Source organism: Ilyomonas limi (assembly GCF_005233845.1).
Taxonomy (GTDB): Bacteria; Bacteroidota; Bacteroidia; order Chitinophagales; family Chitinophagaceae; genus Ilyomonas; species Ilyomonas limi.
This window is the reverse complement of record NZ_SZQL01000001.1, coordinates 272,526-296,439: the sequence shown is the minus strand read 5'-3', so window position 1 is coordinate 296,439 and position 23,914 is coordinate 272,526. Positions and strand designations below refer to the sequence as shown.

General features: G+C 41.9%; 19 protein-coding genes, 1 tRNA gene and 1 CRISPR repeat array (1 of these 21 running past the window's edge). Of the genes, 16 read left to right on the top strand and 4 right to left on the bottom strand.

The window, feature by feature from the left end:
* The first annotated feature begins 151 nt into the window (after window positions 1-151).
* The 16 genes from moaD (at window position 152) to FC093_RS01115 (ending at window position 16,982) form a co-directional block, all read left to right on the top strand.
* Window positions 152-388: a molybdopterin converting factor subunit 1 gene (moaD, locus tag FC093_RS01190; RefSeq protein ID WP_137259908.1), complete on the top strand. Its 237-nt coding sequence runs from the start codon at window positions 152-154 to the stop codon at window positions 386-388.
* A gap of 9 nt (window positions 389-397) precedes the next feature.
* Complete coding sequence (locus FC093_RS01185; RefSeq protein ID WP_137259907.1) at window positions 398-808, top strand: molybdenum cofactor biosynthesis protein MoaE; 411 nt, start codon at window positions 398-400, stop codon at window positions 806-808.
* Between the two features lie 52 nt (window positions 809-860).
* Window positions 861-1,850 (top strand): GTP 3',8-cyclase MoaA, encoded by a 990-nt coding sequence (gene moaA / locus FC093_RS01180; RefSeq protein ID WP_137259906.1) that lies wholly within the window; start codon window positions 861-863, stop codon window positions 1,848-1,850.
* Window positions 1,851-1,957: 107 nt separating this feature from the next.
* Window positions 1,958-3,145 (top strand): molybdopterin molybdotransferase MoeA, encoded by a 1,188-nt coding sequence (locus FC093_RS01175; RefSeq protein WP_137259905.1) that lies wholly within the window; start codon window positions 1,958-1,960, stop codon window positions 3,143-3,145.
* An 11-nt stretch (window positions 3,146-3,156) separates the two neighbouring features.
* Window positions 3,157-4,281 (top strand): XdhC family protein, encoded by a 1,125-nt coding sequence (locus FC093_RS01170; protein WP_137259904.1) that lies wholly within the window; start codon window positions 3,157-3,159, stop codon window positions 4,279-4,281.
* A 10-nt stretch (window positions 4,282-4,291) separates the two neighbouring features.
* On the top strand, window positions 4,292-4,891 hold the full coding sequence (locus tag FC093_RS01165; protein ID WP_137259903.1) for a nucleotidyltransferase family protein: 600 nt from the start codon (window positions 4,292-4,294) through the stop codon (window positions 4,889-4,891).
* 220 nt (window positions 4,892-5,111) lie between these two features.
* Window positions 5,112-6,548, top strand: coding sequence for an asparagine--tRNA ligase (asnS, locus tag FC093_RS01160; protein WP_137259902.1), 1,437 nt, complete (start codon window positions 5,112-5,114; stop codon window positions 6,546-6,548).
* A 75-nt stretch (window positions 6,549-6,623) separates the two neighbouring features.
* Window positions 6,624-6,696, top strand: a tRNA-Phe gene (locus FC093_RS01155).
* A gap of 648 nt (window positions 6,697-7,344) precedes the next feature.
* Entirely contained in the window at window positions 7,345-8,484 is a 1,140-nt protein-coding gene (locus FC093_RS01150) for a glycoside hydrolase family 5 protein (RefSeq protein ID WP_137259901.1), read from the top strand.
* Window positions 8,485-8,662: 178 nt separating this feature from the next.
* Entirely contained in the window at window positions 8,663-10,840 is a 2,178-nt protein-coding gene (locus tag FC093_RS01145; protein WP_137259900.1) for a TIM-barrel domain-containing protein, read from the top strand.
* 160 nt (window positions 10,841-11,000) lie between these two features.
* Window positions 11,001-11,546, top strand: a complete 546-nt coding sequence (locus tag FC093_RS01140; RefSeq protein ID WP_137259899.1) for an REP-associated tyrosine transposase — start codon at window positions 11,001-11,003, stop codon at window positions 11,544-11,546.
* A 139-nt stretch (window positions 11,547-11,685) separates the two neighbouring features.
* Window positions 11,686-12,033, top strand: a complete 348-nt coding sequence (locus FC093_RS01135) for a hypothetical protein (RefSeq protein WP_137259898.1) — start codon at window positions 11,686-11,688, stop codon at window positions 12,031-12,033.
* A 496-nt stretch (window positions 12,034-12,529) separates the two neighbouring features.
* The gene (locus tag FC093_RS01130) at window positions 12,530-13,732 is read left to right on the top strand and encodes a PQQ-dependent sugar dehydrogenase (protein ID WP_137259897.1); all 1,203 of its coding nucleotides are present in this window, start codon (window positions 12,530-12,532) and stop codon (window positions 13,730-13,732) included.
* Window positions 13,733-14,404: 672 nt separating this feature from the next.
* A complete protein-coding gene (locus tag FC093_RS01125; RefSeq protein ID WP_137259896.1) occupies window positions 14,405-15,322 on the top strand; it encodes a hypothetical protein in 918 nt (305 codons plus the stop codon).
* Window positions 15,323-15,711: 389 nt separating this feature from the next.
* Window positions 15,712-16,344, top strand: a complete 633-nt coding sequence (locus FC093_RS01120) for an HD domain-containing protein (RefSeq protein WP_137259895.1) — start codon at window positions 15,712-15,714, stop codon at window positions 16,342-16,344.
* A gap of 122 nt (window positions 16,345-16,466) precedes the next feature.
* The gene (locus FC093_RS01115; protein WP_137259894.1) at window positions 16,467-16,982 is read left to right on the top strand and encodes an SRPBCC family protein; all 516 of its coding nucleotides are present in this window, start codon (window positions 16,467-16,469) and stop codon (window positions 16,980-16,982) included.
* Between the two features lie 65 nt (window positions 16,983-17,047).
* Here the strand turns inward: FC093_RS01115 and FC093_RS01110 are convergent, their stop codons facing one another.
* The 4 genes from FC093_RS01110 to FC093_RS01095 form a co-directional block, all read right to left on the bottom strand.
* Window positions 17,048-17,866: an ion transporter gene (locus tag FC093_RS01110; protein ID WP_137259893.1), complete on the bottom strand. Its 819-nt coding sequence runs from the start codon at window positions 17,864-17,866 to the stop codon at window positions 17,048-17,050.
* Between the two features lie 329 nt (window positions 17,867-18,195).
* Window positions 18,196-19,503 carry a M16 family metallopeptidase gene (locus FC093_RS01105; protein ID WP_137259892.1) on the bottom strand — a complete coding sequence of 436 codons (1,308 nt, stop codon included), beginning with the start codon at window positions 19,501-19,503 and terminating at the stop codon, window positions 18,196-18,198.
* Window positions 19,504-19,511: 8 nt separating this feature from the next.
* Window positions 19,512-20,876, bottom strand: a complete 1,365-nt coding sequence (locus tag FC093_RS01100; protein WP_137259891.1) for a M16 family metallopeptidase — start codon at window positions 20,874-20,876, stop codon at window positions 19,512-19,514.
* Window positions 20,877-21,165: 289 nt separating this feature from the next.
* On the bottom strand, window positions 21,166-21,741 hold the full coding sequence (locus FC093_RS01095; RefSeq protein ID WP_137259890.1) for a dihydrofolate reductase family protein: 576 nt from the start codon (window positions 21,739-21,741) through the stop codon (window positions 21,166-21,168).
* Between the two features lie 326 nt (window positions 21,742-22,067).
* Window positions 22,068-23,914: a CRISPR direct-repeat array (repeat unit 36 nt; unit sequence GTTGTGATTTGCTTTCAACTTTAGTTCTTTTGCATC) (it continues 2,202 nt past the right edge of the window).

Below are 23,914 nucleotides of genomic sequence, written 5' to 3'. Positions count from 1 at the left end.
ATCGGCTCTCCCCAGCCGCCAAGAGGGAGAACATATAGCAGTCAACAAAATAAAAAGTGGTGTTTAAATAAGTGATTAGTAATTCATCGCATTAATCCCAAAAATCCCCTAAATCCCCGTCCGGTTCATACAATTGCTGTTACTTTGTTATATGGAACTGAAGTTATTTGGTGTTGCAAAAGATATAATCGGGAGTAATAAACTATCTATTACTGCTGAAGATTTTGCAACGGTAGGCGAATTGAAGCAATGGCTGTCGCAGCAGTACCCAAAGTTGCAGCAGCTACGCTCCGTAGCGGTGGCCGTAAACAGTGAGTATGCAGAAGATAATCAAAGTTTACAGAACGCGTATGAAATTGCACTTATCCCGCCTGTAAGCGGCGGATAATAAACAGATATGCTGATAAGAATTGTTGATAATATAAATTTGGCTGAAGCGTATCAATATTTACAATCACCAACGTCGGGCGCAGTTAATTTGTTTGTAGGTACGGTGCGCAATCATTCGCATGGAAAAGAAGTGGTAAAGCTGGTGTTTGAAGCATACGAGGTAATGGCTTTGAAAGAAATGCATAAAATTGCTGTTGCTGCGCAGGAAAAATGGATACTGGATAAAATAGTGATGATACACGCGGTAGGTGAAAAGTTGCCCGGTGAAGCAGTAGTGATAACAGGCGCTTCATCCGTGCATCGCAAAGCAGCTTTTGAAGCATGTGAATTTTTAATAGATGAGTTAAAGAAGACAGTGCCCATCTGGAAACATGAATTTTTTAAGGACAATAGTGTGTGGGTGAATGCGCACCCGTGAATTAGTTGACAGTTGACAGTGTATACAATAATAAGCAATAAGTTGTAAGGCAATGAAGCAGGCGCTGATTGATAAATATGGCAGGCAGTTAAACTACCTGAGGTTATCGGTAACAGACCGGTGCAATCTCAGGTGTTACTACTGTATGCCCGAAGAGGGAATGCACTTTGCACAGCGAAAGGATTTGCTAAATTTTGAAGAAATGTATATGCTCACTGCTGTTTTTTGCAGCCTGGGCGTGTCTAAAATAAGAATTACCGGCGGAGAGCCTTTTGTGAGAAATGGCATTATGCCTTTCTTAGAAAACATCAGTACGTTAGAAGGTTTAGAGGAGATAACCATTACTACTAATGCCACATTAACCGGCAAATATATTCAGCAGTTAAAAGCTGCTGGCATCCGGAAAATTAATGTAAGTCTTGACTCTTTGGACCGGCAGCGATTTTATCAAATCACCCGGCGCGATAGCTTTGATGCAGTGTACAATACAGTATTTGCGTTGTTGAATGAGGGATTTGAAGTAAAGCTGAATTGCGTATTATCCGCTGCTAAAAATGTGAATGATATTATTCCATTTATAGAGCTTACTAAAGCACATCCGTTATCTGTTCGTTTTTTAGAAGAAATGCCTTTTAACGGCAGTGCTGCTTTTGATGACATTAACTGGAATTATAAAGATATTTACAACCATATAAGTCAGCATTACGACGAAGTGATTACGCTGGAAAACAGCCCAACTTCCACCTCACTTAATTATGCCATTCCGGGCTATAAAGGCACGTTTGGCATTATTCCTTCTTTCAGCCGGACTTTTTGTGGTACCTGCAATAGAATACGCCTTTCTGCAACCGGAGAACTAAGAACCTGCCTGTATGGTGCACCCGCTGCTAATTTGCGCGATGTACTGCGCAACGGGGCTGATGAAGCGGCAATAAGGGAAATGATCTTATTAGCTGTAAGCAACAGGCTGAAAGACGGTTTTGCAGCAGAGAGGGTGAATACAAAAACAGTACATGATTCTATGTCTGTTTTGGGGGGATAATTTTATCGAACCGCAAACCTGCCCGAAAGCAGGCAAAAAACTGCATAAAGCAGTTATCCTTTTATATTTACTTCTTGTTTTAGCAGTTCAATCAATTTACTTCCTTCATGATTACCGTACACGAAGCGCTTACACAGATTACAGCCTGTGCAAAAAATTTTGGAAAAGAAGAAATACCATTATTATCAGCAACAGCAAGCGTGTTGGCTGATGATGTAATTGCCGACCGCGATTTTCCACCGTATCATCGCGTAACCATGGATGGCATTGCCATTAATACCAAAGCTTTTGATGCAGGAAAAAGAGACTTTTACATAGAAAATATACAAGCCGCCGGAACGCCTTTACAGGTACTAAAAGACGATGCTAATTGCATAGAAGTAATGACCGGTGCTGTTTTGCCCGGTGGTGCCGATGCCGTAATTCCTTATGAGGAATGTAATATAACAAATGGCATTGCCACGGTACAGTCACCAAGTATCAGGCAATATCAAAATGTACATCTGCAAGGTACAGACTGTAAAAAAGAAACTGTTTTAATTCCAAAGGACACTGTCATTACACCAGCACATATTGGTATTATGGCAACGGTTGGCTTGCATAAAGTTATGGTGTATAAAAATCCTGTTGTTGCCATATGTTCTACCGGAGATGAGTTGGTTGATATCGCAGCAACACCTTTACCACACCAGATACGAAAATCAAACGTATATATGCTCGCGGCTGCATTGCAGCAGGAAGGGATCGCAGCGCAGTTGCATCACTTAAAGGATGATAAAGAGGCAATGCAGGAACAGCTTACAACCATCCTCAATGAATGTCATGTACTGCTCTTATCCGGTGCCGTATCAAAAGGCAAGTTTGATTATTTACCAGAAGTACTTACTTCATTAGGCATGCAAACTGTTTTTCACCGGGTGGCGCAACGGCCAGGCAAGCCTTTTTTGTTTGGTGCTTTTGCCAATGGCAAACTGGTATTTGGCTTTCCGGGCAATCCTGTTTCTACTTTTGTATGTTATCATATTCACTTCAAAACATGGCTGCATACTTCATTGCATCGCGCAACAAAAAAGATAACAGCCCGTTTAGAAAAGCCAATAAGTTTCCAGCCCAAGCTCTCTTTCCATGTATTGGTTACGCTGGAGTATCAGGAAGGAATATGCTATGCAAATCCTATCATTGGAGCTAACTCAGGAGACATGCCAAGCCTTATCAATGCAGGCGGCATTATTACATTACCTGCAGAAAAGGATACCTTTGAGGAAGGTGATATTTTTGAAGTAACGTATTGCTAAGCATAAAGTGCATGAAAGAAATAACAGACATCATTAAGGCATATAACGAAGCAGTAAAAGCGGGCAGGCAAAGTGCGCTGGCAACGGTAGTAAGTGTAGAAGGCTCATCGTACCGCCGGCCAGGTGCACGCATGCTGGTGACCGATGATGGCATGCTTACCGGTGCCATTAGCGGCGGCTGCCTCGAAGGGGATGCTTTGCGCAAAGCCTTGCTGGTAATGCAACAGCAAAAGCCCATGCTGGCAACGTATGATACCACGGATGAGGATGATGCCAAACTTGGTGTGCAACTGGGCTGCAATGGCATTGTGCATATATTGATTGAACCAATTAATACAGCAGATGAAAACAACCCGGTTGAATTGCTGAAAATTGTTACCGGCAAACGAAGAAGCGCAGTAATTGCGACCTTATTTTCCTTACAAGACCGCAAAGCTGCGCAGCCGGGCACCTGCTTATTGCTTACGGAAGATGGAGTAATAAAGAGTGCCTGCTTACAACCGGAATTAAAGGAAAAACTGCTCCGCGATATGCAGGCAGCCCTGCAGGAAAATCGCTCTGCCATAAAAGAATATTGTAGTCATACAATACTTACCGGCTTTATAGAATTGATAAGCCCACCTGTTGCACTAATCCTTTTTGGTGCCGGTAACGATGCACTGCCGGTTATGCAAATGGCGGCGGTATTAGGCTGGCAGCTAACAGTAGTTGATGGCAGAAGTAATTATGCTACCCAACAGCGCTTTCCGTTAGCACAACAGGTAATCATTGCCAAAGCAGATACCGCACTCGCTCACGTATCCTTCGACACTAAAACTGCTGTTGTATTAATGACGCATAATTACAATTACGACATAGCTTTATTACAGCAATTGTTGCCTTTGCAGTTGCCTTATACAGGCGTTTTGGGCCCCAGGAAAAAGCTGGACAGAATGTTGCATGAATTAGAGGAAAAGGGCATGGAAATAACACCACAGCAGCTTCAATCTGTTTATGGTCCAATGGGGCTGGATGTGGGTGCCGAAACATCAGAAGAGATTGCTTTATCTGTTTTGGCAGAGATAAAAGCAGTAATGGCAGGTAGCAATGGTTCGCCGTTAAGAAGCAAACTACATACTATTCACTCTCATATATAACAACATTATTATGACTGGTGCAGTTATATTGGCAGCAGGTGCTTCTGTAAGGCTGGGCACGCCTAAGCAAACCATACTTTACGAAGGCAAGCCATTGTTGCAACATGCCGTAGCTGCAGCACAAGACGCAGGTTGCCAGCCGGTTGTAGTGGTGCTCGGCGCTCATGCTGATGCTATTCTGGCACATTTAGCACATTTTCATTTTTCACCCACTGCTATTGTTCATAATGATCATTGGAAGCAAGGCATAGGCACTTCTATTGCTGCTGGAATAAAAGCGTTGCAGCAGGCTGAAAATACGGTTACTGCTGCAATAATGATGGTTTGCGACCAGCCTTATGCAGATGCTGCTTTACTGCGAACGTTGATAGCACAACAGGAACAAACAGGTAGAGGCATTGTTGCCAGTACCTACGCTGAAACAGAGGGTGTACCAGCTTTATTTAGTAACAAGTATTTTGATGCACTCATGCATTTGAGTGGAGATACCGGCGCCAAAAAGATAATGCTTCAACACCAGGAAGATGTGGCTTTGGTACCTTTTGAGAAAGGTATAATTGATATTGATACCATAAGAGATGTAGAACGGTTTAGGGAAGGAAAAGAATAATTTGCAAGGATAATTGCTCAATATAGAACTAAAACTTTCATCTGTAGTAATTGCAAAACTTCCGTATTGTAAAGCGGTAGTGTGCGCATTTCCAAACAAAAAATCAATTCAATTTGTTGCAAAATAAAGCTTAGGTGTACCCGGTTTAAAGCCTGCGGTAATATTTGTATATGGAATTGTGTAGCAGTTTTAGGTTATTTGCAAAAATTTTGGAGTTTGTATGTTCAACAACCGGACAAAAATAAAAAGCATACTCGATGCCGGCGAAACAGGCAGGGAAGTAACCGTAATGGGTTGGGTACGCACGTTTAGAAACAACCAGTTTATAGCACTCAACGATGGCAGCACCAATAATAACCTGCAGGTAGTAGTACCATTGGGATTAGCAGACGATGACACACTAAAACGTATTACCACCGGTGCTTCGGTGAAAGTAACGGGCGAAGTGGTACCGAGCATTGGCAAAGGGCAAAGCGTAGAGGTGAAAGCCAACAGCATAGAAATACTGGGTGATAGCGATGCCGAAAAATATCCGTTGCAGCCTAAAAAACACAGCCTTGAGTTTTTGCGGGAGATTGCGCATTTACGCTTTCGTACCAATACATTCGGTGCCGTGTTTCGCGTGCGGCACTCACTGGCATTTGCCGTGCACCAGTTTTTCAACGAAAGAGGTTTTGTGTATTTGCACACTCCTATCATCACTGCTTCGGATGCCGAAGGCGCGGGCGAAATGTTTAAGGTAACCACTTTGCCGCTGAATAGTGCGCCGACTTTAGAAGACGGTTCCATTGATTTTAAAGAAGATTTTTTTGGCAAGAGTACCAATCTTACTGTAAGCGGTCAGTTGGAAGGCGAGTTGGGCGCCATGGCGTTTAGTGACATTTACACATTCGGTCCTACCTTTCGTGCAGAGAACAGCAACACTACCCGCCACCTTGCGGAGTTTTGGATGATAGAGCCGGAAATGGCGTTTTACGATTTGGAAGACAATATGAATTTAGCCGAGGAGTTCATCAAATACCTCATCAATTATGTGTTGCAAAACAATGCGGATGATCTTGCTTTTTTGGACCAACGACTGGCAGAAGAGGAAAAAAGCAAGCCACAGGCAGAGCGCAACGAAATGGGATTGCTGGAAAAATTGCGTTTTGTGGTGGATAATAATTTTGAACGCATTACCTATACCGAAGCAATAGATATTTTGCTGCAATCGCCTGCTTATAAAAAGAAAAAGTTTAAGTACGAGGTGAAATGGGGCATAGATATGCAAAGTGAGCATGAGCGTTATTTGGTAGAAAAGCATTTTAAAAAGCCGGTAATTGTAATCAACTATCCCGAAGGTATCAAAGCATTTTACATGCGGCAAAATGAGGATAGTAAAACGGTAGCCGCCATGGATATTTTAGCACCGGGTATTGGCGAAATCGTGGGTGGCAGCCAGCGTGAGGAGCGCTTAGATAAACTGATCAGTCGTATGGAGAAAATGCATGTACCGGTAGCAGAAATGAGCTGGTACTTAGACACGCGTCGCTTTGGCTCGGTGCCACATGCGGGCTTTGGACTGGGTTTCGAGCGCATGGTGCAGTTTGTAACGGGCATGACCAACATCCGCGACGTGATTCCGTTTGCCCGTACCCCGCAAAACTGTGAGTTTTAACACTGGCTTGCTATTTTTTGCAAATTGAATTTTGATATTTGTAAATGCGGCTTATATTTGCAGCCCTTTACGGATGGTGCGGTAGCTCAGTCGGTAGAGCAAAGGACTGAAAATCCTTGTGTCGGCGGTTCGATCCCGCCCCACACCACGCTTTAAATCAGGCAGTTATGATAGTTTTTCATAGCTGCTTTTTTATTTGGTACAACCGTGGTCAAACATGTCTATTAGTTTTATCGCAGGATCAACATTTCTGCATCCGTCGTCTTCCTTATAAAATCCTATAATTGTCGATACTCAAATTCCGAAGGCTTAATGCATCGCTTTTCCTTTTTAGAAAAAACTAACATACTAAGAAATAGTTGGTGGTTTATGGGAGCCATCCTACTTCAGTATAGCCTAAGCCATTGAAGTGCAAGGGAAAGTAATTATTTGAACCAGGTTATCCTGTTAAAATAGGTAAAGTAGCTAACCACATCGGTTGAAGCCATTGAGTAGCTATACTTTTAAACCAAATAGTGATAAACACACCGTGACGTTTTTAACCAGAAATATCCGATATTCAGGAAAATGTAATCCAGAACATACACCGGAACGGAAGTCACAATCATCTGCCGGCTAATGATGCAATTATAACCAGCGCTTATTATCGCATTAGAAAAACACATCAGATACCTGTACTTATTTAATGGTAAAGGAAAGCCTGCTCTTTGGATAAACTACACCTTCCCACTATCTTTATCCCGCTTGCTGTAAAGCAGATGAACAACTTTTATTTACCTGTAACATCACTAATGATATGCAACGCCGCGCATTCCTCAAAAACACCAGTATGGCAGCCGCTGCTGTAGCTACTGCCGGAGCCTCTCTTGCCTTTACCAATAAAGCGACTAATCCACTACCCGAGTGGCGTGGCTTTAACCTGCTGGATTTCTTTAATCCGGCTCCTGCCAATAATCACAATACCACTACCGAAGAGCACTTTAAATGGATGCGCGACTGGGGCTTTGACTTTGTGCGCATTCCCATTGCTTATCCCTGTTATCTCAACATAGATAGAACCAAAGACATTACCGCAGAAGATACTTATAAGATCGACGACAAAGCCGTTGATAAAATAGACAAGCTGGTGCAAATGGCGCATACATACAACCTGCACACGAGCATCAACCTGCACCGGGCACCCGGTTATTGTGTAAACGCCGGCTTTAATGAACCTTTCAATCTGTGGAGGGATGCAGCAGCGCAGGATGCGTTTTATTATCACTGGAACATGTGGGCAAAAAGGTATAAAAATGTATCGAACAAGCTGGTAAGCTTCGACCTGGTGAACGAGCCCAGTATGCGCGAAGACATGAACGATCAACACTCAAAGCGTAGCGCTGTGCCTGGGGACGTGTACCGCAAAGTGGCGAAGGGTGCGCTTGATGCCATTCGTAAAGAAACGCCCGACCGGTTGGTAATTGCCGATGGCAACAACGTGGGCAGCGACGTAATACCCGAAATTACCGATCTGGACATAGCGCAAAGCTGCCGCGCGTATTATCCCGGGCAGATATCGCATTATAAAGCACCGTGGGCTAATAAAGACACCACCAACCTGCCTACACCTGTGTATCCGGGACAAATGGGTAATACGTACTTCGACAGGGCTAAACTGGAAGCTTTTTATAAACCCTGGATTGAATTGGCTGGTAAGGGGGTGGGCGTGCATTGTGGCGAAGGTGGCTGCTGGAAGCGTACGCCACATGATGTATTTCTTGCATGGTTTGGTGATGTGGTAGATATTTTACATGCTCACCAGATTGGTTTTGCCCTGTGGAACTTTATAGGTGATTTCGGCATCCTGGACTCCGGCAGGAGCGATGTGGCGTATGAAGACTGGCATGGTCATCAACTGGATAGGAAACTGCTGGAGTTGATCAGAAAAAGGGGATAATTAGGTTGGGGATAGATTTCTTACAGGCAATAAAAAATCAAATTGCTATTAGTTGATGTCTCAACGAAGCACCTGATATTATTCAGGAGCAACGGATAAGCCCGCAATTCATCAATATGTATTATTCCGGTTGGCGAAACACCTACCGATAGCGAAATAAAAAACGATTACATGCATTATGCAAAGAAGAAAATTTATCAATACCGTGAGTGCTTTATCCGGTATGATGCTGATGCCGCCGGCATTTGCTGAACAAGGGACTGCATCAGCAGATACGCCCGTTAGCGATCCACAACAGGTACATCCGGGCATCTGGAAGTTCACTTTCGGCACCCCGGAAAATATTACACCACAATCCACCAGGCTAATAGCTCCCGACGCTGCATCACTACAGCACTTACCCGGCGTGAAAGATTGTCCTGTTACAGTTACCAGTGACATCAATGAACGTGGTGTTATCATCAGCATGCCACTACAGCCAAATGAATATTTATATGGTTTAGGATTGCAGTTCCAGTCGTTTCAGCAAAGAGGATTAAAGAAGAAATTACGGGTGAACGCTGACCCTGTGATAGACTCCGGCGACTCCCATGCACCCGTGCCTTTTTTTGTATCTACAGGTGGCTATGGTGTGTTGGTAGATACCGCCCGGTATGCTACTTTTTACATGGGCAATAAAAAGAAACAGCCTGCCAATGCAGCTAAACCCGACAATGCAAAAGAAGGTACTGCCGGATGGAATGGGTTAAATAAAGAGGATAGATATGGCTTGGGAGACGATAGTGCAATATTGGTTGAAGTGCCGGTAGCTAAGGGTGTTGACGTATATATTTTTGGTGGTCCAACACTACTCAATGCCGTGCAGCGCTACAACTTATTTTCGGGTGGAGGCGTTGTGCCGCCACGCTGGGGACTGGGCTTTTGGTATAGAGTGGAATCTAATCTTACCCAGGAGGAAGTAAAAGGAATGGGCAACTACTTTCGCAATAGTAAAATACCCTGTGATGTATTAGGGCTGGAACCGCACTGGCAAACACATTCTTATTCCTGCTCGTATGTGTGGAGTAGTAACTTTCCTGATCCTGCACAAATGCTGGCTGATTTAAAAGACAACCACTTTAGAGTAAACCTGTGGGAACATGCGTTTGTGCATCCCACTGCTCCTTTTTATGATGCGTTAATACCTTACTCCGGTGATTACCTGGTGTGGGATGGGCTGGTGCCTGATTTTCTGCAAAAAGAAGGGAGAAATATATTCGGCGCCTTTCACAAAAAGGAACATGTGGATATTGGTGTATCGGGCTATAAAGCAGATGAATGTGATAATTCGGACTTCACCCGCAACTGGTCTTTTCCCGAACTAAGCCGCTTTCCTTCCGGTGCAGATGGTGAGCAAATGCACAGCTTGTTTGGATTGCGTTACCAGGATACGCTGTTGAATGTATTCAATCAAAAAGGTGTGCCTACGTATGGATTGGTGCGTTCTTCCGGTGCATTAGCAGCACCTTACCCGTTTGTGTTGTACAGCGATTTGTATAACCATCGCACCTTTATTCATGCCATTGCACAATCGGGCTTTACCGGGCTGTTGTGGACACCCGAAGTACGGGATGCAAGCAGCAATGAAGACCTTATCAGAAGATTACAGTCTGTTATCTTTTCGCCCCTTGCTATGGTGAATGCGTGGTACCTGAAGAATGCGCCGTGGAAGCAGATTGAAAGAGAGGCAAACAATAAAGGACAGTTTGCCGAAGGCTGGCAACAACTGGAAGCACAATGCCGCGCTATTATTGAGCTACGAATGAGCCTCATCCCTTACCTCCATGCAGCTTTTGTACGCTATAAAAAAGAAGGTATTCCGCCGTTCAGGGCATTAGTGATGGATTATCCCAGTGATGAAGCAGTAAGAGATATCAGCAACCAGTTTTTAGTAGGTGACAGCATGCTGGCGGCTCCGGTGGTGGAAGGAGAAAAGATGCGTAAAATATATCTGCCTGAAGGTGAGTGGTTTCATTTCTGGTCGTATCAAAGGTACAGCGGTAAAAAGGAGTACGAAATAGAGGTACCGCTGGAAGAGATTCCGGTGTTTATTAAATCGGGCACTATTTTGCCACTTGCAAAAGCCACGTTGCATACAGCAGACCCCGACAGCTATCAATTAACTGCATGGGTATTTGGTAATAACATTCAACCTGCTACGCTATATGAAAGTGATGAACAGTTGAATCCAACTCTGGTAAAAGTGGAACTGTTGTGGGCTGCTGCTGCAAAGAAAGGCAGTATAAAAAGAAGTGGCGTTGCAAAGGGGGGTGTGAATCAATATAGTGTTGTGGAGTGGAAGAGGGTTGGAGGATGAATGATTGTGTTTCGGCAGGGCTTTGAGCAAATCTGGAGATATGCTTTTATCTTTTACTTCGAGGTTGCGCTGGCGCCCCGCTTGGCGTAGTCTCCCGACTACGTCACACCGTCAGCAAATCTCCAGATTTGCATATACCACCTTTTTCTTATTTTGCTATATGAGCCAAGGCTTCCAAATCTACGACCAGAATAACCCCTATTATCTCACGTTTCAAGTTGTGAAATGGGTAGATGTTTTTACGAGAAACGAATACAAGCAAATCGTCATCAACAGCTTTGATTATTGCCGTAAACATAAAGGGTTGGAACTGTACGCGTATGTGCTGATGACCAACCACATTCACCTGATTGCACGTGCCAAAGAACCTTTTCAATTATCTGATATCATCCGTGATTTTAAAAAGTTTACAGCCAATCAACTGTTACCGCTGTTGCAACTACCACAGGAAAGCCGCAGCGATTGGATAATGAAGCGTTTTGAGTTTGCCGCACGTGAGCATCAACGAAATAGTCATTATCAGTTATGGACGCATGAGAACCATGCTGTTGAATTGTTTACACCTGCTTTTACGCAACAAAAGATGGAGTATATTCACAACAATCCGGTACGAACAGGTATAGTAGAAAAGCCGGAGGATTATTTATATAGCAGTGCGAGAAACTATGCAGGATTGAAGAGTGTACTGGAGATAGATTTGTTGTAAAACGTTATGCAAATCAGGAGATTTGCTGACGGTGTGACGTAGTCTGGAGACTACGCCAAGCAGGGGATATAAATCTAATGTCGTCAATTCAGCTTTATCAAGTTTAATCAAAGGCGCTCTCATTGATACAGATGAACAATTGTCAGATATAAACTGGAATGAGCTACCCACATCTTTCAACTTGTATTTAACTCTCAAGGGACATTATTATTTAAATGAGCTTATTAATAGATTTCTTTATTATGATTTAATTTTTCAAGATACTCCCATTTTTGATATCAATTATTTTAACTCATTAAAAGAAGATTTTCCAAAATCAAATTCAGAAGGTGTTAGAAATTTAGAATTTAGGAAAGGATTCGTAAAACTTTTTTTTGAATACTTAAAGACTATGGAAAGTAAACAGCCTAACCAAGTACAAAAAATCTATGGAAAGGTCTTAGGTAATATAATATCAAATATTTACGAAGAAATGGAAAGAATTTAATTTATTCAACAACGTCCCACGTTCTTCGAGGTGTTAGCCCAGCGCACCTCGAAGAGAAGGATAAAAATAATTCTTCAGAATCGTTCTTTATACTGTAAGCTAGCATAATAAGAAAGCAAATGGCACTGCTTCCACTTATCTGAAGAATGAGCATATTAGAGATATATTTTTATCTTTTACTTCTGCGCTAATACTTCGAAGAACCTAAGCATTTTGTCAAGAGATGCTGAAATAAATTCAGCATGACGGCAACCTCTTACAACGGAAAGTCTCCTGCTTGCACCTACCGGCTATGAAAACCGCACGAAACAGCGTTGAATAATCTTACCTGATTTTAAAAGAACAATGATGTGTTGAAATAATGAAGTGCTATAGTACTTTACACATCGTTTCACAGTAGAGCTATTTTTTTAATACGCTAACACATTGAAAAACATTGCGGGTTATTTGCAGCGCGGCTTAAACTAAGCTACATTGCGCCATCAACAGCCGCTTTATGAAATTGCTTTCTCTCTTCCTCCTTTCCTCTTTTGCCCTCCTTTTCTGTGCCTGTAATTCAATTGATAAAAATGGAGCGGAGCAATCCGCACAAGACTCCATCAAACTTCAATTGATTACTTCAGCCGTCGATATTATGCCGATACAGGTAACGCCTTTGCCCGGTAACTCACACAGCATGTTGATTACCGATCAATCGGGTAAAATATGGATGCTCAACAACGATTCTGTAAATAAGAAACCTTTTCTTAACCTTAGTACAAAGCTTGAACAGAAAGTCGCAACGGGTCGTGCGCATTCTATGTTCAGCATTGCGCTGCATCCCGACTTTGCTAAAAACGGTAAGTTGTATGTGTGTTACAATGCACCTGCAAAAGACACGGCTGATGATTGCATGCTTCTTATTGCTGAGTTTAGTACAAACGGAAGGAAGGATGAGGCGGATCTACAATCAGAACGTCGCATATTTTCATTTGAATGTAAGGAAGTGTATGATCTTGCCGGTCAGATCGCATTCGGGCCAGATGGTTATCTCTACATCGCCATCGGCGATCATGGAAGTCCTGCCTATGTTAACAGGGCGGAAGACCTGCACGTTTATAACGGCAAACTGTTGCGTATAAATGTGAACGCTGCACCTTATGCGATACCCAACGATAACCCTTTTATAAACAGGAAAGATGCAAAGCCCGAAATTTATGCTTACGGCTTCAGGCGGCTTTGGCATTTTTCATTCGATCCTAAAACAAGTGCTTTGTTTGGTGGTGACGTGGGCGATATAAACCAGGAAGAAATTGATTCGGTTGAAAAGGGCGGTAACTACGGATGGCCTGCAATGGAAGGTGATTCCATTTATGATACTACAACAAAAGTAGTTCACGGGCTGTATGCCGCGCCCATTAATACCTATTCGCACAAAGAAGGTATTTGTGTAATAGGAGGTGATTTTTATTACGGCGAAGGCGTTCCTTTTCTCCGGAATAATTATGTGTTTGCCGATCTTACAGGTAAACTTTTTTCTTTATCAAAAAATGATGCAGGAAAGTGGGTAAGAGCAACATTGAAGGTTGCTAATCCTTCCAAAGAAACTTTTCTTATCTGTAATTGCAACAGAGGGTATGATAATGAGTTGTACCTATCAGGATTCTATAGTTCCAAAGCAGGCGTTCGTGGCGCGATATATAAAATTGTAAAAGGATAAAAGAGAAGTATTTGGTGGAAATAAAACAGCAGGTTGTGTGAACGCTTTTATCCCCATTCTCTTCCAGGTGCGCTGCGCACCTGGAAGAGAATGATAAAGATTTTTTTCCTTGAATCACCACATCAAAGTAAAAGCCTTAGCTCCGGTTCGTGTCTTCACGAACCGCTAACTGCGTTATATTAGAAGACCTTTCTTCAATAATACTAAACATCCGATTGCATGCTCTTTACCACTAAATAGCCTTATTTACTTAATCCCTCCGCCGCGGTTCGTGTCTTCACGAACCGCCGACTGCGTTATATCAGAAGATGATTTTTCAAAAGTACTAAACATTTCGAATGTGTTCTCTTTACCACTAAATGGCCTTTTTACTTAACTCAACTGCGGTTCGTGAAGACACGAACCGGAGCGGCAGATGCCATGCCAGCGCACCTCAAAGTAAGGATTAAAATAACTCTTTCCCACCTGTCCAATAAGCTCTTATGCCCGCATCTTCCATTTTAATCGAATCCCGCACCCACAGCAAAATTTTATTCAATTCCATAACGTTTTGATAAGATAGAAAGCAGTATAAACTTATTGCAATTTCCAAGGTCTGTATCAGCAGAATACGTTACGACGGCTCCCGCTGCGCTATAATTATTTAAGTGAAATAGTATGCAAAAGATAGGAATGCTCCTGATACTAGCCTTGTGTTTTTCATTGGCAAAAAGCCAGGACGATTCAACCGGCTATACACTCGGTAATATTCAAAAATATGCAGGCCGCATAGAACAATTCCTTTCAACAATTAGCAGTAGCATAGCAGGTGGTCAACAGCAGGCAACGATGCAACAGGCAGAAAATATAAAGGTGTACATCGATTCGATAGAAGCAGAAATGGAATACCTGCCCGATGAATATTACTATCGTTTATCCCCGCTTGTAAGTGCTTGCCGCACTGATATAGAGGAGTTTGAGAAATTAGTATTAAACAATGCTTTTTCGGGCAAGGATAAATTCATAACCAGGGCTTTCAACACTTTGCAACAGGCGCAAAGTAGCTTCCGCAAGGCACTCCGTTCCGCTTATCAAACGGCACTACAGCAGCCATCCGGTATGGACAACAAAGAGAGTAACGAAGCAGTGGAAGCAGACAGCATGCCGGTGGTTGAACAACACAGTTCAGCCAGCAACTCCACGGCAGCAAACAGCAGTCATGCGGTGCTGGTAGAAGCGGTAGATCCTACTGCCATTACCACCTCCAACAACGCGCCGTTGCTGGATACAATATATCAATCGTTGCAGCAAATAGAACAGCGGATAAATAGTATTCACCTTGCAATGAATAAAGACAAGTTTGGCGAAATGGAAGCGCATGCAGGTAGCATTGCAAATGCATCACTTAAAATAAGTGACCTTATACTGCTGCTTAAAACCGATGGGAAGCAAAACTTATTTATACTTGCCACCGGCTTAAAAAATCTTTCAGAAACACTGTATGGCTTAACACGCAAAGGCACTGCCGCCAAAGACGAAATGCAGCAATGTATTAATAGATTAGAAACAAAATTCAGTACCCTATCCACAGGCATTCGCCTCGTTCAATAAATACCCTTGTTTTTCGAGGTATTAACGCCAGTGCAGGAGTACAAGATAAAGGCAGTTTTCAACCTGCCCCTGGCAAAAGGGCTAATGTTCTTTGAAGGTGCTGGCGTTGTGTGTATTGAAATAATGGAAATAGTGAGGAGTGAATGGTGAGGCAGTTTATTTACACTCACCATTACCTGAATTACAAATTGAAACAATAGGTATGTAACAGCCTGTAATTATTTTTCTCACCGGAAATGCCGGCGGGTTAGCAACTATGCTTTAAGATGTAATCATTTATCTCGCTGGAGAACTGTTCCTTTTGCTTTTCATACATTTAAAAACACAACTAATATTATCCCCTTGAGTATTATTGCAAACTGTACGTTCCTATAACACCATTTTCTTGTATGATAGAGCAACTCTTCAAAGAAATACTGGCTAAATATACCAATAATGAATCGGAAGTGACATTGCTATGGAACAGCATTGTTAATCATTACACATCTGCTCCACGCCACTATCATACCATCCAACATTTAGATCATCTTATTAGTGAACTGTTACCGGTTCAACCGCAGATTAAAGACTGGGATATATTGGTGTTAGCGATAGTTTATCACGATGTAATTTATAATGTGCTAAAGCATAATAATGAAGAAGAAAGTGCTATGTACGCTCAGAAGGAATTGGCAGCTATACTTCATACAGAACAGTTGGAACAATTAAGCCGGTTTATTATGGCTACTGCATCGCACAGTAAAAGTATAGATACAGACATCAACTACTTCACCGATGCCGACCTGTCCATTTTAGGTGCGGGTAGTGATAATTATCTGCTTTATACAGAGCAAATAAGAAAAGAATATCGCTGCTACCCGGATGCAGTTTATAAACGGGGAAGGCTAAAGGTAGTAGCGCATTTTTTACAAATGGACCAGATTTATAAGACCCGTTATTTCGCCGATAAATATGAGCAACAGGCACGCATTAATTTAATGCAGGAATTTGAACGTTTGGCAGGTAAAGCATACATAGCATAGCTTCACTATTCAGTACACCCTTAAGCAAATGTAAAAGCGTATCTTACGATATGCTTTTACATTTGCATCTGATTGATTTGTTGGCGGTAATGATATGATCATCACTTTGTAAGCAATAACCAATGACACGGACAATTAAACTAAGAACGGTATTGCCGTATTCTCAGGATAGAGTTTGGCAGGCATTGACAGAGTCAAAACAATTGGGCAACTGGTTTATGGAAAACAATATTGAACCAACGGTAGGACATTATTTCACATTTAAAATGAACCCGCAAAAAGGTTGGGATGGAATAACACATTGTGAAGTAATAGCGGTTGAACCACAAAAACACATTGCTTATACTTATCGTGGCGAAGCAACAGGCGAAAAGGCATTAGCTTGTGCAGGTATTCATTCCGACAGAGCAGACAAACTAACAAAAGGAATTTTTACAAAGTTAGACACCGTACTAAATTTTACATTAGAACCAACTTGTGGCGGCACGATTCTCTCTTTGGAGCATTCAGGTTACAAGGGACTAAAGCTTGTAATTATCAGTTTGATTATGCAAATGGGTTGGAAAAAACAACTAAGAAAGAAATTGCCAAAAGTATTGGAACAAATGAATGGAACTACTACCGCTAACACGGCTTAGCACAAAAGCGAATCCATTTATTCCTGTAGAAACAGCAATTGTAATAGATTCTCTAACATACCGGCTTACAGCTTGGCACCGCAGTACTTACAGTATTTCGCATCTGCATCGTGGCTTTCCCTGCCACATACAGGGCAGGTTTCGGTATGCAGCTTTTTGTTTCGTACGGCATTTACCATTTCGTTGGTTACAATACCGGTAGGCACCGCTATAATACCATAGCCCATAAGCATAATAAGACTGGCTACCAGCTTGCCCAGCGGTGTAGCGGGCGATATATCTCCGTAACCTACCGTAGTAATGGTTACGATAGCCCAGTAAATACTTTCGGGAATAGAGGTAAAGCCATGCTGCCTGCCTTCTACGAGATACATCACCGAACCGAGTATAACCACCAGCATCAGTACAATAGACATGAAGATGCTTATCTTTTTAAGGCTCGCCCTGATGGCAGCACCTAAAAACTGCATTTCGGAAATAAAATTCGTCAGCTTGAATATTCTGAATACGCGTAACAGCCGTAGCGACCGGAACACCAGCAGCGAATTTGCCCCGGCAAAGAATACACTGAGGTAAGAGGGAATAATAGCTATTAAATCTACCATGCCTAAAAAACTGGTAACATAACGCCACGGTTTTTTTATGCAAATGAGGCGCAGTATATATTCAATAGTAAATAAAAAGGTAAAAACCCATTCCAGTATGTTGAAGATATAACCATAGCGCGAATGCCATGCTTCTACACTATCCAGCATCACTACGAGTATGCTTGTAAAAATCAATAGCAACAGTGTAATATCGAATGCTTTGCCCGCTATTGTATTAGACTCATACACCACATCGTGCAATCGCTGCTGCCAATGTTTCTTTGTTTGTACAGGCATAGGCTTGTATTGTCTGGCTGATATTTTTGAGTAATAGTACCGAAAAATACTTTTAATCTGCCAGTTCAACAAAGTTTTATATGCTTTTGTACCATCTGATTGCTAAGATGTCATAGGGTTGTACAGCCGTCGGGGCAATCTCAACTTTTGGCCGTCGCCAAGGCTACTAACTCAGCAACGTTATATCAACTCCATAGTCGTCTTGTGAATCTTTCTTTCATTACCACACTGCATAACGGGGAGACGAAGATGCCCGAAGAAAAAAGGATAAAAAGAATCTCAAGTATGCTGCAATGCTCTGTAGCATCCTTCCTTCCGGCAACAAGCGCTTACTGCGTAAACGCCTGCTCCCCTAAACCAGGATTTCCGATATAAGCCCAGGTAATATTGTTTGTATAAGCCTTGAATACGCTTTGAATCTCTTTTGCCGTAACTGCACTCACCCGGACATCAAAATTCTCTGCCAGTCTCCAGTCGCCCATTATTTCCGCTTCACCCAATGCATCCACGATATTCGACATAGATTCCTGCTGTTTAAGATAACTCAGCGACACACTATTCTGCAGGTCGGCAACTGTTTTATCTGTATAAATGGATGCTCTTACATGCGATAACACATTATACATTGCTTTTACCGTTTCCTGTGGTTGTGTTGTACTGGCATACATCGTAAGATACGAGATTTTACCTCCCGACAGGTAGGCGGCAGGTGCATAAGAGAGGCGCTTTGATAACCGTATTTCCCTGAATAGCGTGCTGTGCAAAATAGTAACGGCTAATCTGTATGCCGGGTAGTCCGGGCTGTTTAAACCTGGAGCATTCACAATACCACAAACATAATTGGTAGCCAATGACCTGCCTTCTATTTTATACACATCTCTTGTAAAGGGCTCCTCTTTAACAGGCACAGGTGTGTACGCTTTTTCGGGAATGTCCGAAAAAGCATTTTTCACTTTCTGTTCAAGATCTTCCTTCGAAATATTGCCGGCAACTACCAGGAACATTCTTTTTCTGTTCAACAGGATATTGTAATAGTAATCTTCTACCGCATCGCGTGTTAAACGGGCTATGTTTTCAACAGTACCGGCGGGATTATTGGCGTAAGGAGTGCCGGCAAAAGCTGTTGCTGTAGCCAGTTGGCTCAATCTTGCATCGGCATTGGAAAGCCCTGCATTTAATTCGTCTGTTTTTTGTTGTTTTAAAATATCAAACTTCTTTGCATCAAAGATGGGAGCCGTAATAGCCGATGCAAATAACTTCCAGCCTTCTTCGGCATACCTGGTAATGCATCTTAACTTAACAACGCCATAATCATTGGCAGCTTCCCCGGTGAGGTGTATTCCATACTCGTCCCGTTGGTCATTAAAATCATTAGCAGAAAAGGTATGGTTGCCACCATCTATAATGCCCGATAAGGCCAACGATTCTATACCTGCATCCGCAGCCGGGTAGTTCGTTAAGCCACCCTTATAATACATACTCATTACCAAGGTTTCTTTCTGGGTTTGTTTCAATATCACTTTTAAGCCATTTACTTCAAATGCTACCGTAGTGGTTTGAGCAAAAGCAGTGAATGATAAAAACAGCAGCGCCAGCAAGCTCATTAACTTACCGGTTTTACATACAATCAATTGCATTATCTTATTTATTTAGACGAGTAAAAATTGTTGGCAGCATTCATGTCTGCACCTTGCGGAACAATAAGTCCGGCGCAAAAAGGTTTTCCTTTAATATATTTTCTCACATAGTCCTTTATATCCTGGCGGGAAACTTTATTGAGATTTTCCCGGTAAAACGTGTAGTATTCTATGGATGCAGAAGCCCACCAGAAACAAAGCAGGTCGGCATAACTTTGTACTTCTTCGCGTTCTTCCACCTGGGTAATGTACAATATCTTTTTAGCCCGTTCAATCTGTTGATCTGTTATATAACTATCGTCGTCCCATTGTGCTATTTCCTTTTGTATGGCCTCGTAACATTCTTTAATTTTATGTGGATTGGGAGTAAGCGATAGGGTGATAGGCCCTGTATATTTTTGCGAGTAATAATTTACCCCAATGTTTGTTGCCAGCCCTTTATCCTCCAATGCGGCTGTTAGTTTAGACAACCGCTGGTTGAGGATATAAGAAAACACATCAGCAGTATAAGTTGCCTGTAAGTCGTGCCTCGTATCGGGGCCTTGCCAGCGAAAAAGCAGCAAAGGCATCTGCGCAAGCTCCGATTCGATAACTACAAATTTATTTTGCTGTAAAGGTGTTACCTCCGGTATCGGCCATTTTGTAAAAGGGTCTCTTTCCGATGGCTTCCACGAACCAAAAATGCCTTTTGCTTCTGTAAAAATTTCGGTGTGCTCCACATCGCCGGCAACAACAAGCAAACAATTATTAGGATAATAATACCTGTTTTGTATGGTTTCCATTTTTTCGGGAGTAGCAGTAAGAATAATGTTATGGTTGCCTATCATGTTTTTACGGCTGTAGTTGCTGCCCCATAGCATATGGTCGAGGGTATCAATCAACATATAGTACGGGCTCGATTCCTGTCTTTGAAACTCTGCATCTACGGTACTGTTTTCCTTCTGCATATCCTTCTTTTTAAAGACCGGGTATCTTATGGCAGCGTTCATAAATTGCATACCTTTTTCCGTATTTGCTTTAGGCAGGGTAAAATAGTAGGTAACCACTTCTTCCCGCGTGCGGCCATTAAATTCTATATTCAGGTCACTTATCTCTTTCAAATAATCATCCTGTGTTTTGTAGTCCTTGTTCGATTTAAAAAACAGGTGTTCGTACAAATGGCTTAACCCGTTGAAGTCCGGAGTTTCTGTAAACGAGCCATTTTTACAGGCAATTTCGATGGTAGTAAATGGAATGGTATGGTCTTCCAGAACAAGCACTTCTAATCCGTTTTCCAGCTTTTGATAAAATACATGTTCCGGAACTTTAGGCTGGGCAAAGGTTGAAAAAAAATAAAGGCAGATACAAGCAGTCAGCAATATCCTGTTAAACATACGATGTACAAAATGTATTTAAAAAAATAAAAATATGTAAACAGGGGATACCTTTAGCTGCCTTCCATCTATTTTCATCCTATTTTAATCCTGCTGTCCTCTTTAAGGGAATACAGTTTTTAACTAATAGCTATCTAAAATCCTGCTAAGAAATAGGTAACCGGCTGTAAATGCCAACCGGTGGGTTGTCCCGGTTAATACCACAGGGTATGTGTAAAAAATCCTATGTTCTTCAGGGCGTACACCGCCAACACTCTGAAGAACATAGGCATGGGTACAGGATAAATTATTATTCCCGCGCGAGCTGGTAGCGCAATACGGTAATGCCGCATGGATAGGCTGTGGTATCCATTAGAGACAGCTTTTGCCGTTTGTCGGCGAGGTCAAAAATCCGCATGCCTTTGTTAATCATTACAGGGTTTACAAACAGGTTGAACTCATCTATATGTCCTTCTTTAATGAGAGACGAAACAAAGCCGGCTCCGCCATATACAATAATATCTTTTCCGCTTTGGTTTTTCAGGTTGGCAATTTCATCAGCCAGGTTACCGTTTGCCAGCGTCGTATTGGTCCATTTGGATGCGGGCAGGGTTTTGCTGAAAACAACTTTAGGAGTGTCCACCATCTTTTTAGCAAACGGGTATTCAGGGCTTTCCGGCTGGTTATTTACCACACCCTCCCAATAGTTCATGAATCCGTCGGTCATTTTTCTGCCGAGCAAAATGGTACCGGAACTGTCTGTTAAATCGTTGATGAATTGTATTAACCCGTCATCCAGGTTCCAGGTCATCCAGTCCAGTTCTCCATTAGGTCCTGCAACATACCCGTCCACGGATAGTTGCATTTGTAATTTTAGTTTTCTCATATAGTATTTATTTATGGCAAAACTAATGGTAACCACCCGTGTGCAGGGTGTGCAATTGCGACAATGTGGAGGGGGAATAAGGCATTGTTTGCTTTTGTTACTGTTCTGTTACCCTTGGTTTAGTAGGGCTTCTATTTTACAAACCCGGCGGAGTGTATTACCATAGGTGTCCGAAACATTAAAATGCCTGGAATTTATTGCATTTACATTCAGTAATCAAACTCCGGCTTTGTTATGCTGACGAAGGAAATTACCTTATATCACAATGATAAAATAGCATCTGTTCCGGACGAAAGGCATTTCAATCCTTATTATTCTGGAAGATAGTTGTGATTTGCTTTCAACTTTAGTTCTTTTGCATCACCAACCGGTACTTCCTTTCCGCAATGCTTGTTGTGATTTGCTTTCAACTTTAGTTCTTTTGCATCGTTGTAAATGTTATTAATGCTCTAATAGCAGTTGTGATTTGCTTTCAACTTTAGTTCTTTTGCATCACGACAAACTTTAAGCCTTCATAGCAGACAGTTATGATTTGCTTTCAACTTTAGTTCTTTTGCATCTAAAAGCATTAGCACCCATTTATCAATCGGGTTGTGATTTGCTTTCAACTTTAGTTCTTTTGCATCCTGCACCCGCAACATAAAAAGAAGCTCTTTGTTGTGATTTGCATTCAACTTTAGTTCTTTTGCATCATCTTCAAAGGATGTGACATAACCGATTATGTTGTGATTTGCTTTCAACTTTAGTTCTTTTGCATCATCAGATGGCAAGACATCTTTATTGATAGTGTTGTGATTTGCTTTCAACTTTAGTTCTTTTGCATCCATGGTATGAGTTATAATAACAATATAGAAGTTGTGATTTGCTTTCAACTTTAGTTCTTTTGCATCAATGGGGCTTGGGTATTACCACGCCACTTGGTTGTGATTTGCTTTCAACTTTAGTTCTTTTGCATCTTTGCGTTTTGTGCGGTACGCAGTAGAGCTGTTGTGATTTGCTTTCAACTTTAGTTCTTTTGCATCGGAGGGCCCCGACATCCGGTTCCTGTCCTCGTTGTGATTTGCTTTCAACTTTAGTTCTTTTGCATCGTACAGAGATACTGTAGTAATGGACACTGCGTTGTGATTTGCTTTCAACTTTAGTTCTTTTGCATCAATATCCGGTGCGGCCTTACCGTACTGCTCGTTGTGATTTGCTTTCAACTTTAGTTCTTTTGCATCCTACCTGTGATGCGTATATTATGCAGAAAGGTTGTGATTTGCTTTCAACTTTAGTTCTTTTGCATCTACCATGCGTATCGGCATCGCGGATTAAGGGTTGTGATTTGCTTTCAACTTTAGTTCTTTTGCATCCATCCTGTTCACCATGCCAATTTATAGTAGGTTGTGATTTGCTTTCAACTTTAGTTCTTTTGCATCATCCCTCGTGGTGCTCGAGCATAAAAAGATGTTGTGATTTGCTTTCAACTTTAGTTCTTTTGCATCCCTCACTGTTATAGAGTCTGCCCTCATAATGTTGTGATTTGCTTTCAACTTTAGTTCTTTTGCATCTTTAGGCGCATTTACAACCAATCAAACACCGTTGTGATTTGCTTTCAACTTTAGTTCTTTTGCATCTATTCGTTGGTAAGCCTGTTGAAGAAAGGTGTTGTGATTTGCTTTCAACTTTAGTTCTTTTGCATCTTGGGATGGCAGAATGAAGGATAAGAAGCTGTTGTGATTTGCTTTCAACTTTAGTTCTTTTGCATCATCTAATACAAAGCCCCTGTGAGGGCAATAGTTGTGATTTGCTTTCAACTTTAGTTCTTTTGCATCACTGGCAGCAAACAGCAACGCACAAGGCATGTTGTGATTTGCTTTCAACTTTAGTTCTTTTGCATCGATAAACCACTTGTACCACCACTGCCCGAGTTGTGATTTGCTTTCAACTTTAGTTCTTTTGCATCACCTATCTGTCGCTTGTAGAAGCATTTAAGTTGTGATTTGCTTTCAACTTTAGTTCTTTTGCATCTGATTTTGAAGAGGTGCTGTTGTGGTATGAGTTGTGATTTGCTTTCAACTTTAGTTCTTTTGCATCTTTTAACCATTTGTCCCAACTCCTATATTGGTTGTGATTTGCTTTCAACTTTAGTTCTTTTGCATCCTTTGAGATTATAAACCGCTCACAAATCAGT

Coding starts and splice junctions, on each gene's coding strand:
- FC093_RS01095 (WP_137259890.1), bottom strand. CDS start 21,741: ATGAGAAAACTAAAATTACAAATGCAACTATCCGTGGACGGGTATGTT.
- FC093_RS01125 (WP_137259896.1), top strand. CDS start 14,405: ATGCTCCTGATACTAGCCTTGTGTTTTTCATTGGCAAAAAGCCAGGAC.
- asnS (WP_137259902.1), top strand. CDS start 5,112: ATGTTCAACAACCGGACAAAAATAAAAAGCATACTCGATGCCGGCGAA.
- FC093_RS01140 (WP_137259899.1), top strand. CDS start 11,001: ATGAGCCAAGGCTTCCAAATCTACGACCAGAATAACCCCTATTATCTC.
- FC093_RS01110 (WP_137259893.1), bottom strand. CDS start 17,866: ATGCCTGTACAAACAAAGAAACATTGGCAGCAGCGATTGCACGATGTG.
- FC093_RS01175 (WP_137259905.1), top strand. CDS start 1,958: ATGATTACCGTACACGAAGCGCTTACACAGATTACAGCCTGTGCAAAA.
- FC093_RS01105 (WP_137259892.1), bottom strand. CDS start 19,503: ATGCAATTGATTGTATGTAAAACCGGTAAGTTAATGAGCTTGCTGGCG.
- FC093_RS01150 (WP_137259901.1), top strand. CDS start 7,345: ATGCAACGCCGCGCATTCCTCAAAAACACCAGTATGGCAGCCGCTGCT.
- FC093_RS01100 (WP_137259891.1), bottom strand. CDS start 20,876: ATGTTTAACAGGATATTGCTGACTGCTTGTATCTGCCTTTATTTTTTT.
- FC093_RS01170 (WP_137259904.1), top strand. CDS start 3,157: ATGAAAGAAATAACAGACATCATTAAGGCATATAACGAAGCAGTAAAA.
- FC093_RS01120 (WP_137259895.1), top strand. CDS start 15,712: ATGATAGAGCAACTCTTCAAAGAAATACTGGCTAAATATACCAATAAT.
- FC093_RS01185 (WP_137259907.1), top strand. CDS start 398: ATGCTGATAAGAATTGTTGATAATATAAATTTGGCTGAAGCGTATCAA.
- FC093_RS01130 (WP_137259897.1), top strand. CDS start 12,530: ATGAAATTGCTTTCTCTCTTCCTCCTTTCCTCTTTTGCCCTCCTTTTC.
- FC093_RS01165 (WP_137259903.1), top strand. CDS start 4,292: ATGACTGGTGCAGTTATATTGGCAGCAGGTGCTTCTGTAAGGCTGGGC.
- FC093_RS01145 (WP_137259900.1), top strand. CDS start 8,663: ATGCAAAGAAGAAAATTTATCAATACCGTGAGTGCTTTATCCGGTATG.
- FC093_RS01115 (WP_137259894.1), top strand. CDS start 16,467: ATGACACGGACAATTAAACTAAGAACGGTATTGCCGTATTCTCAGGAT.
- moaD (WP_137259908.1), top strand. CDS start 152: ATGGAACTGAAGTTATTTGGTGTTGCAAAAGATATAATCGGGAGTAAT.
- moaA (WP_137259906.1), top strand. CDS start 861: ATGAAGCAGGCGCTGATTGATAAATATGGCAGGCAGTTAAACTACCTG.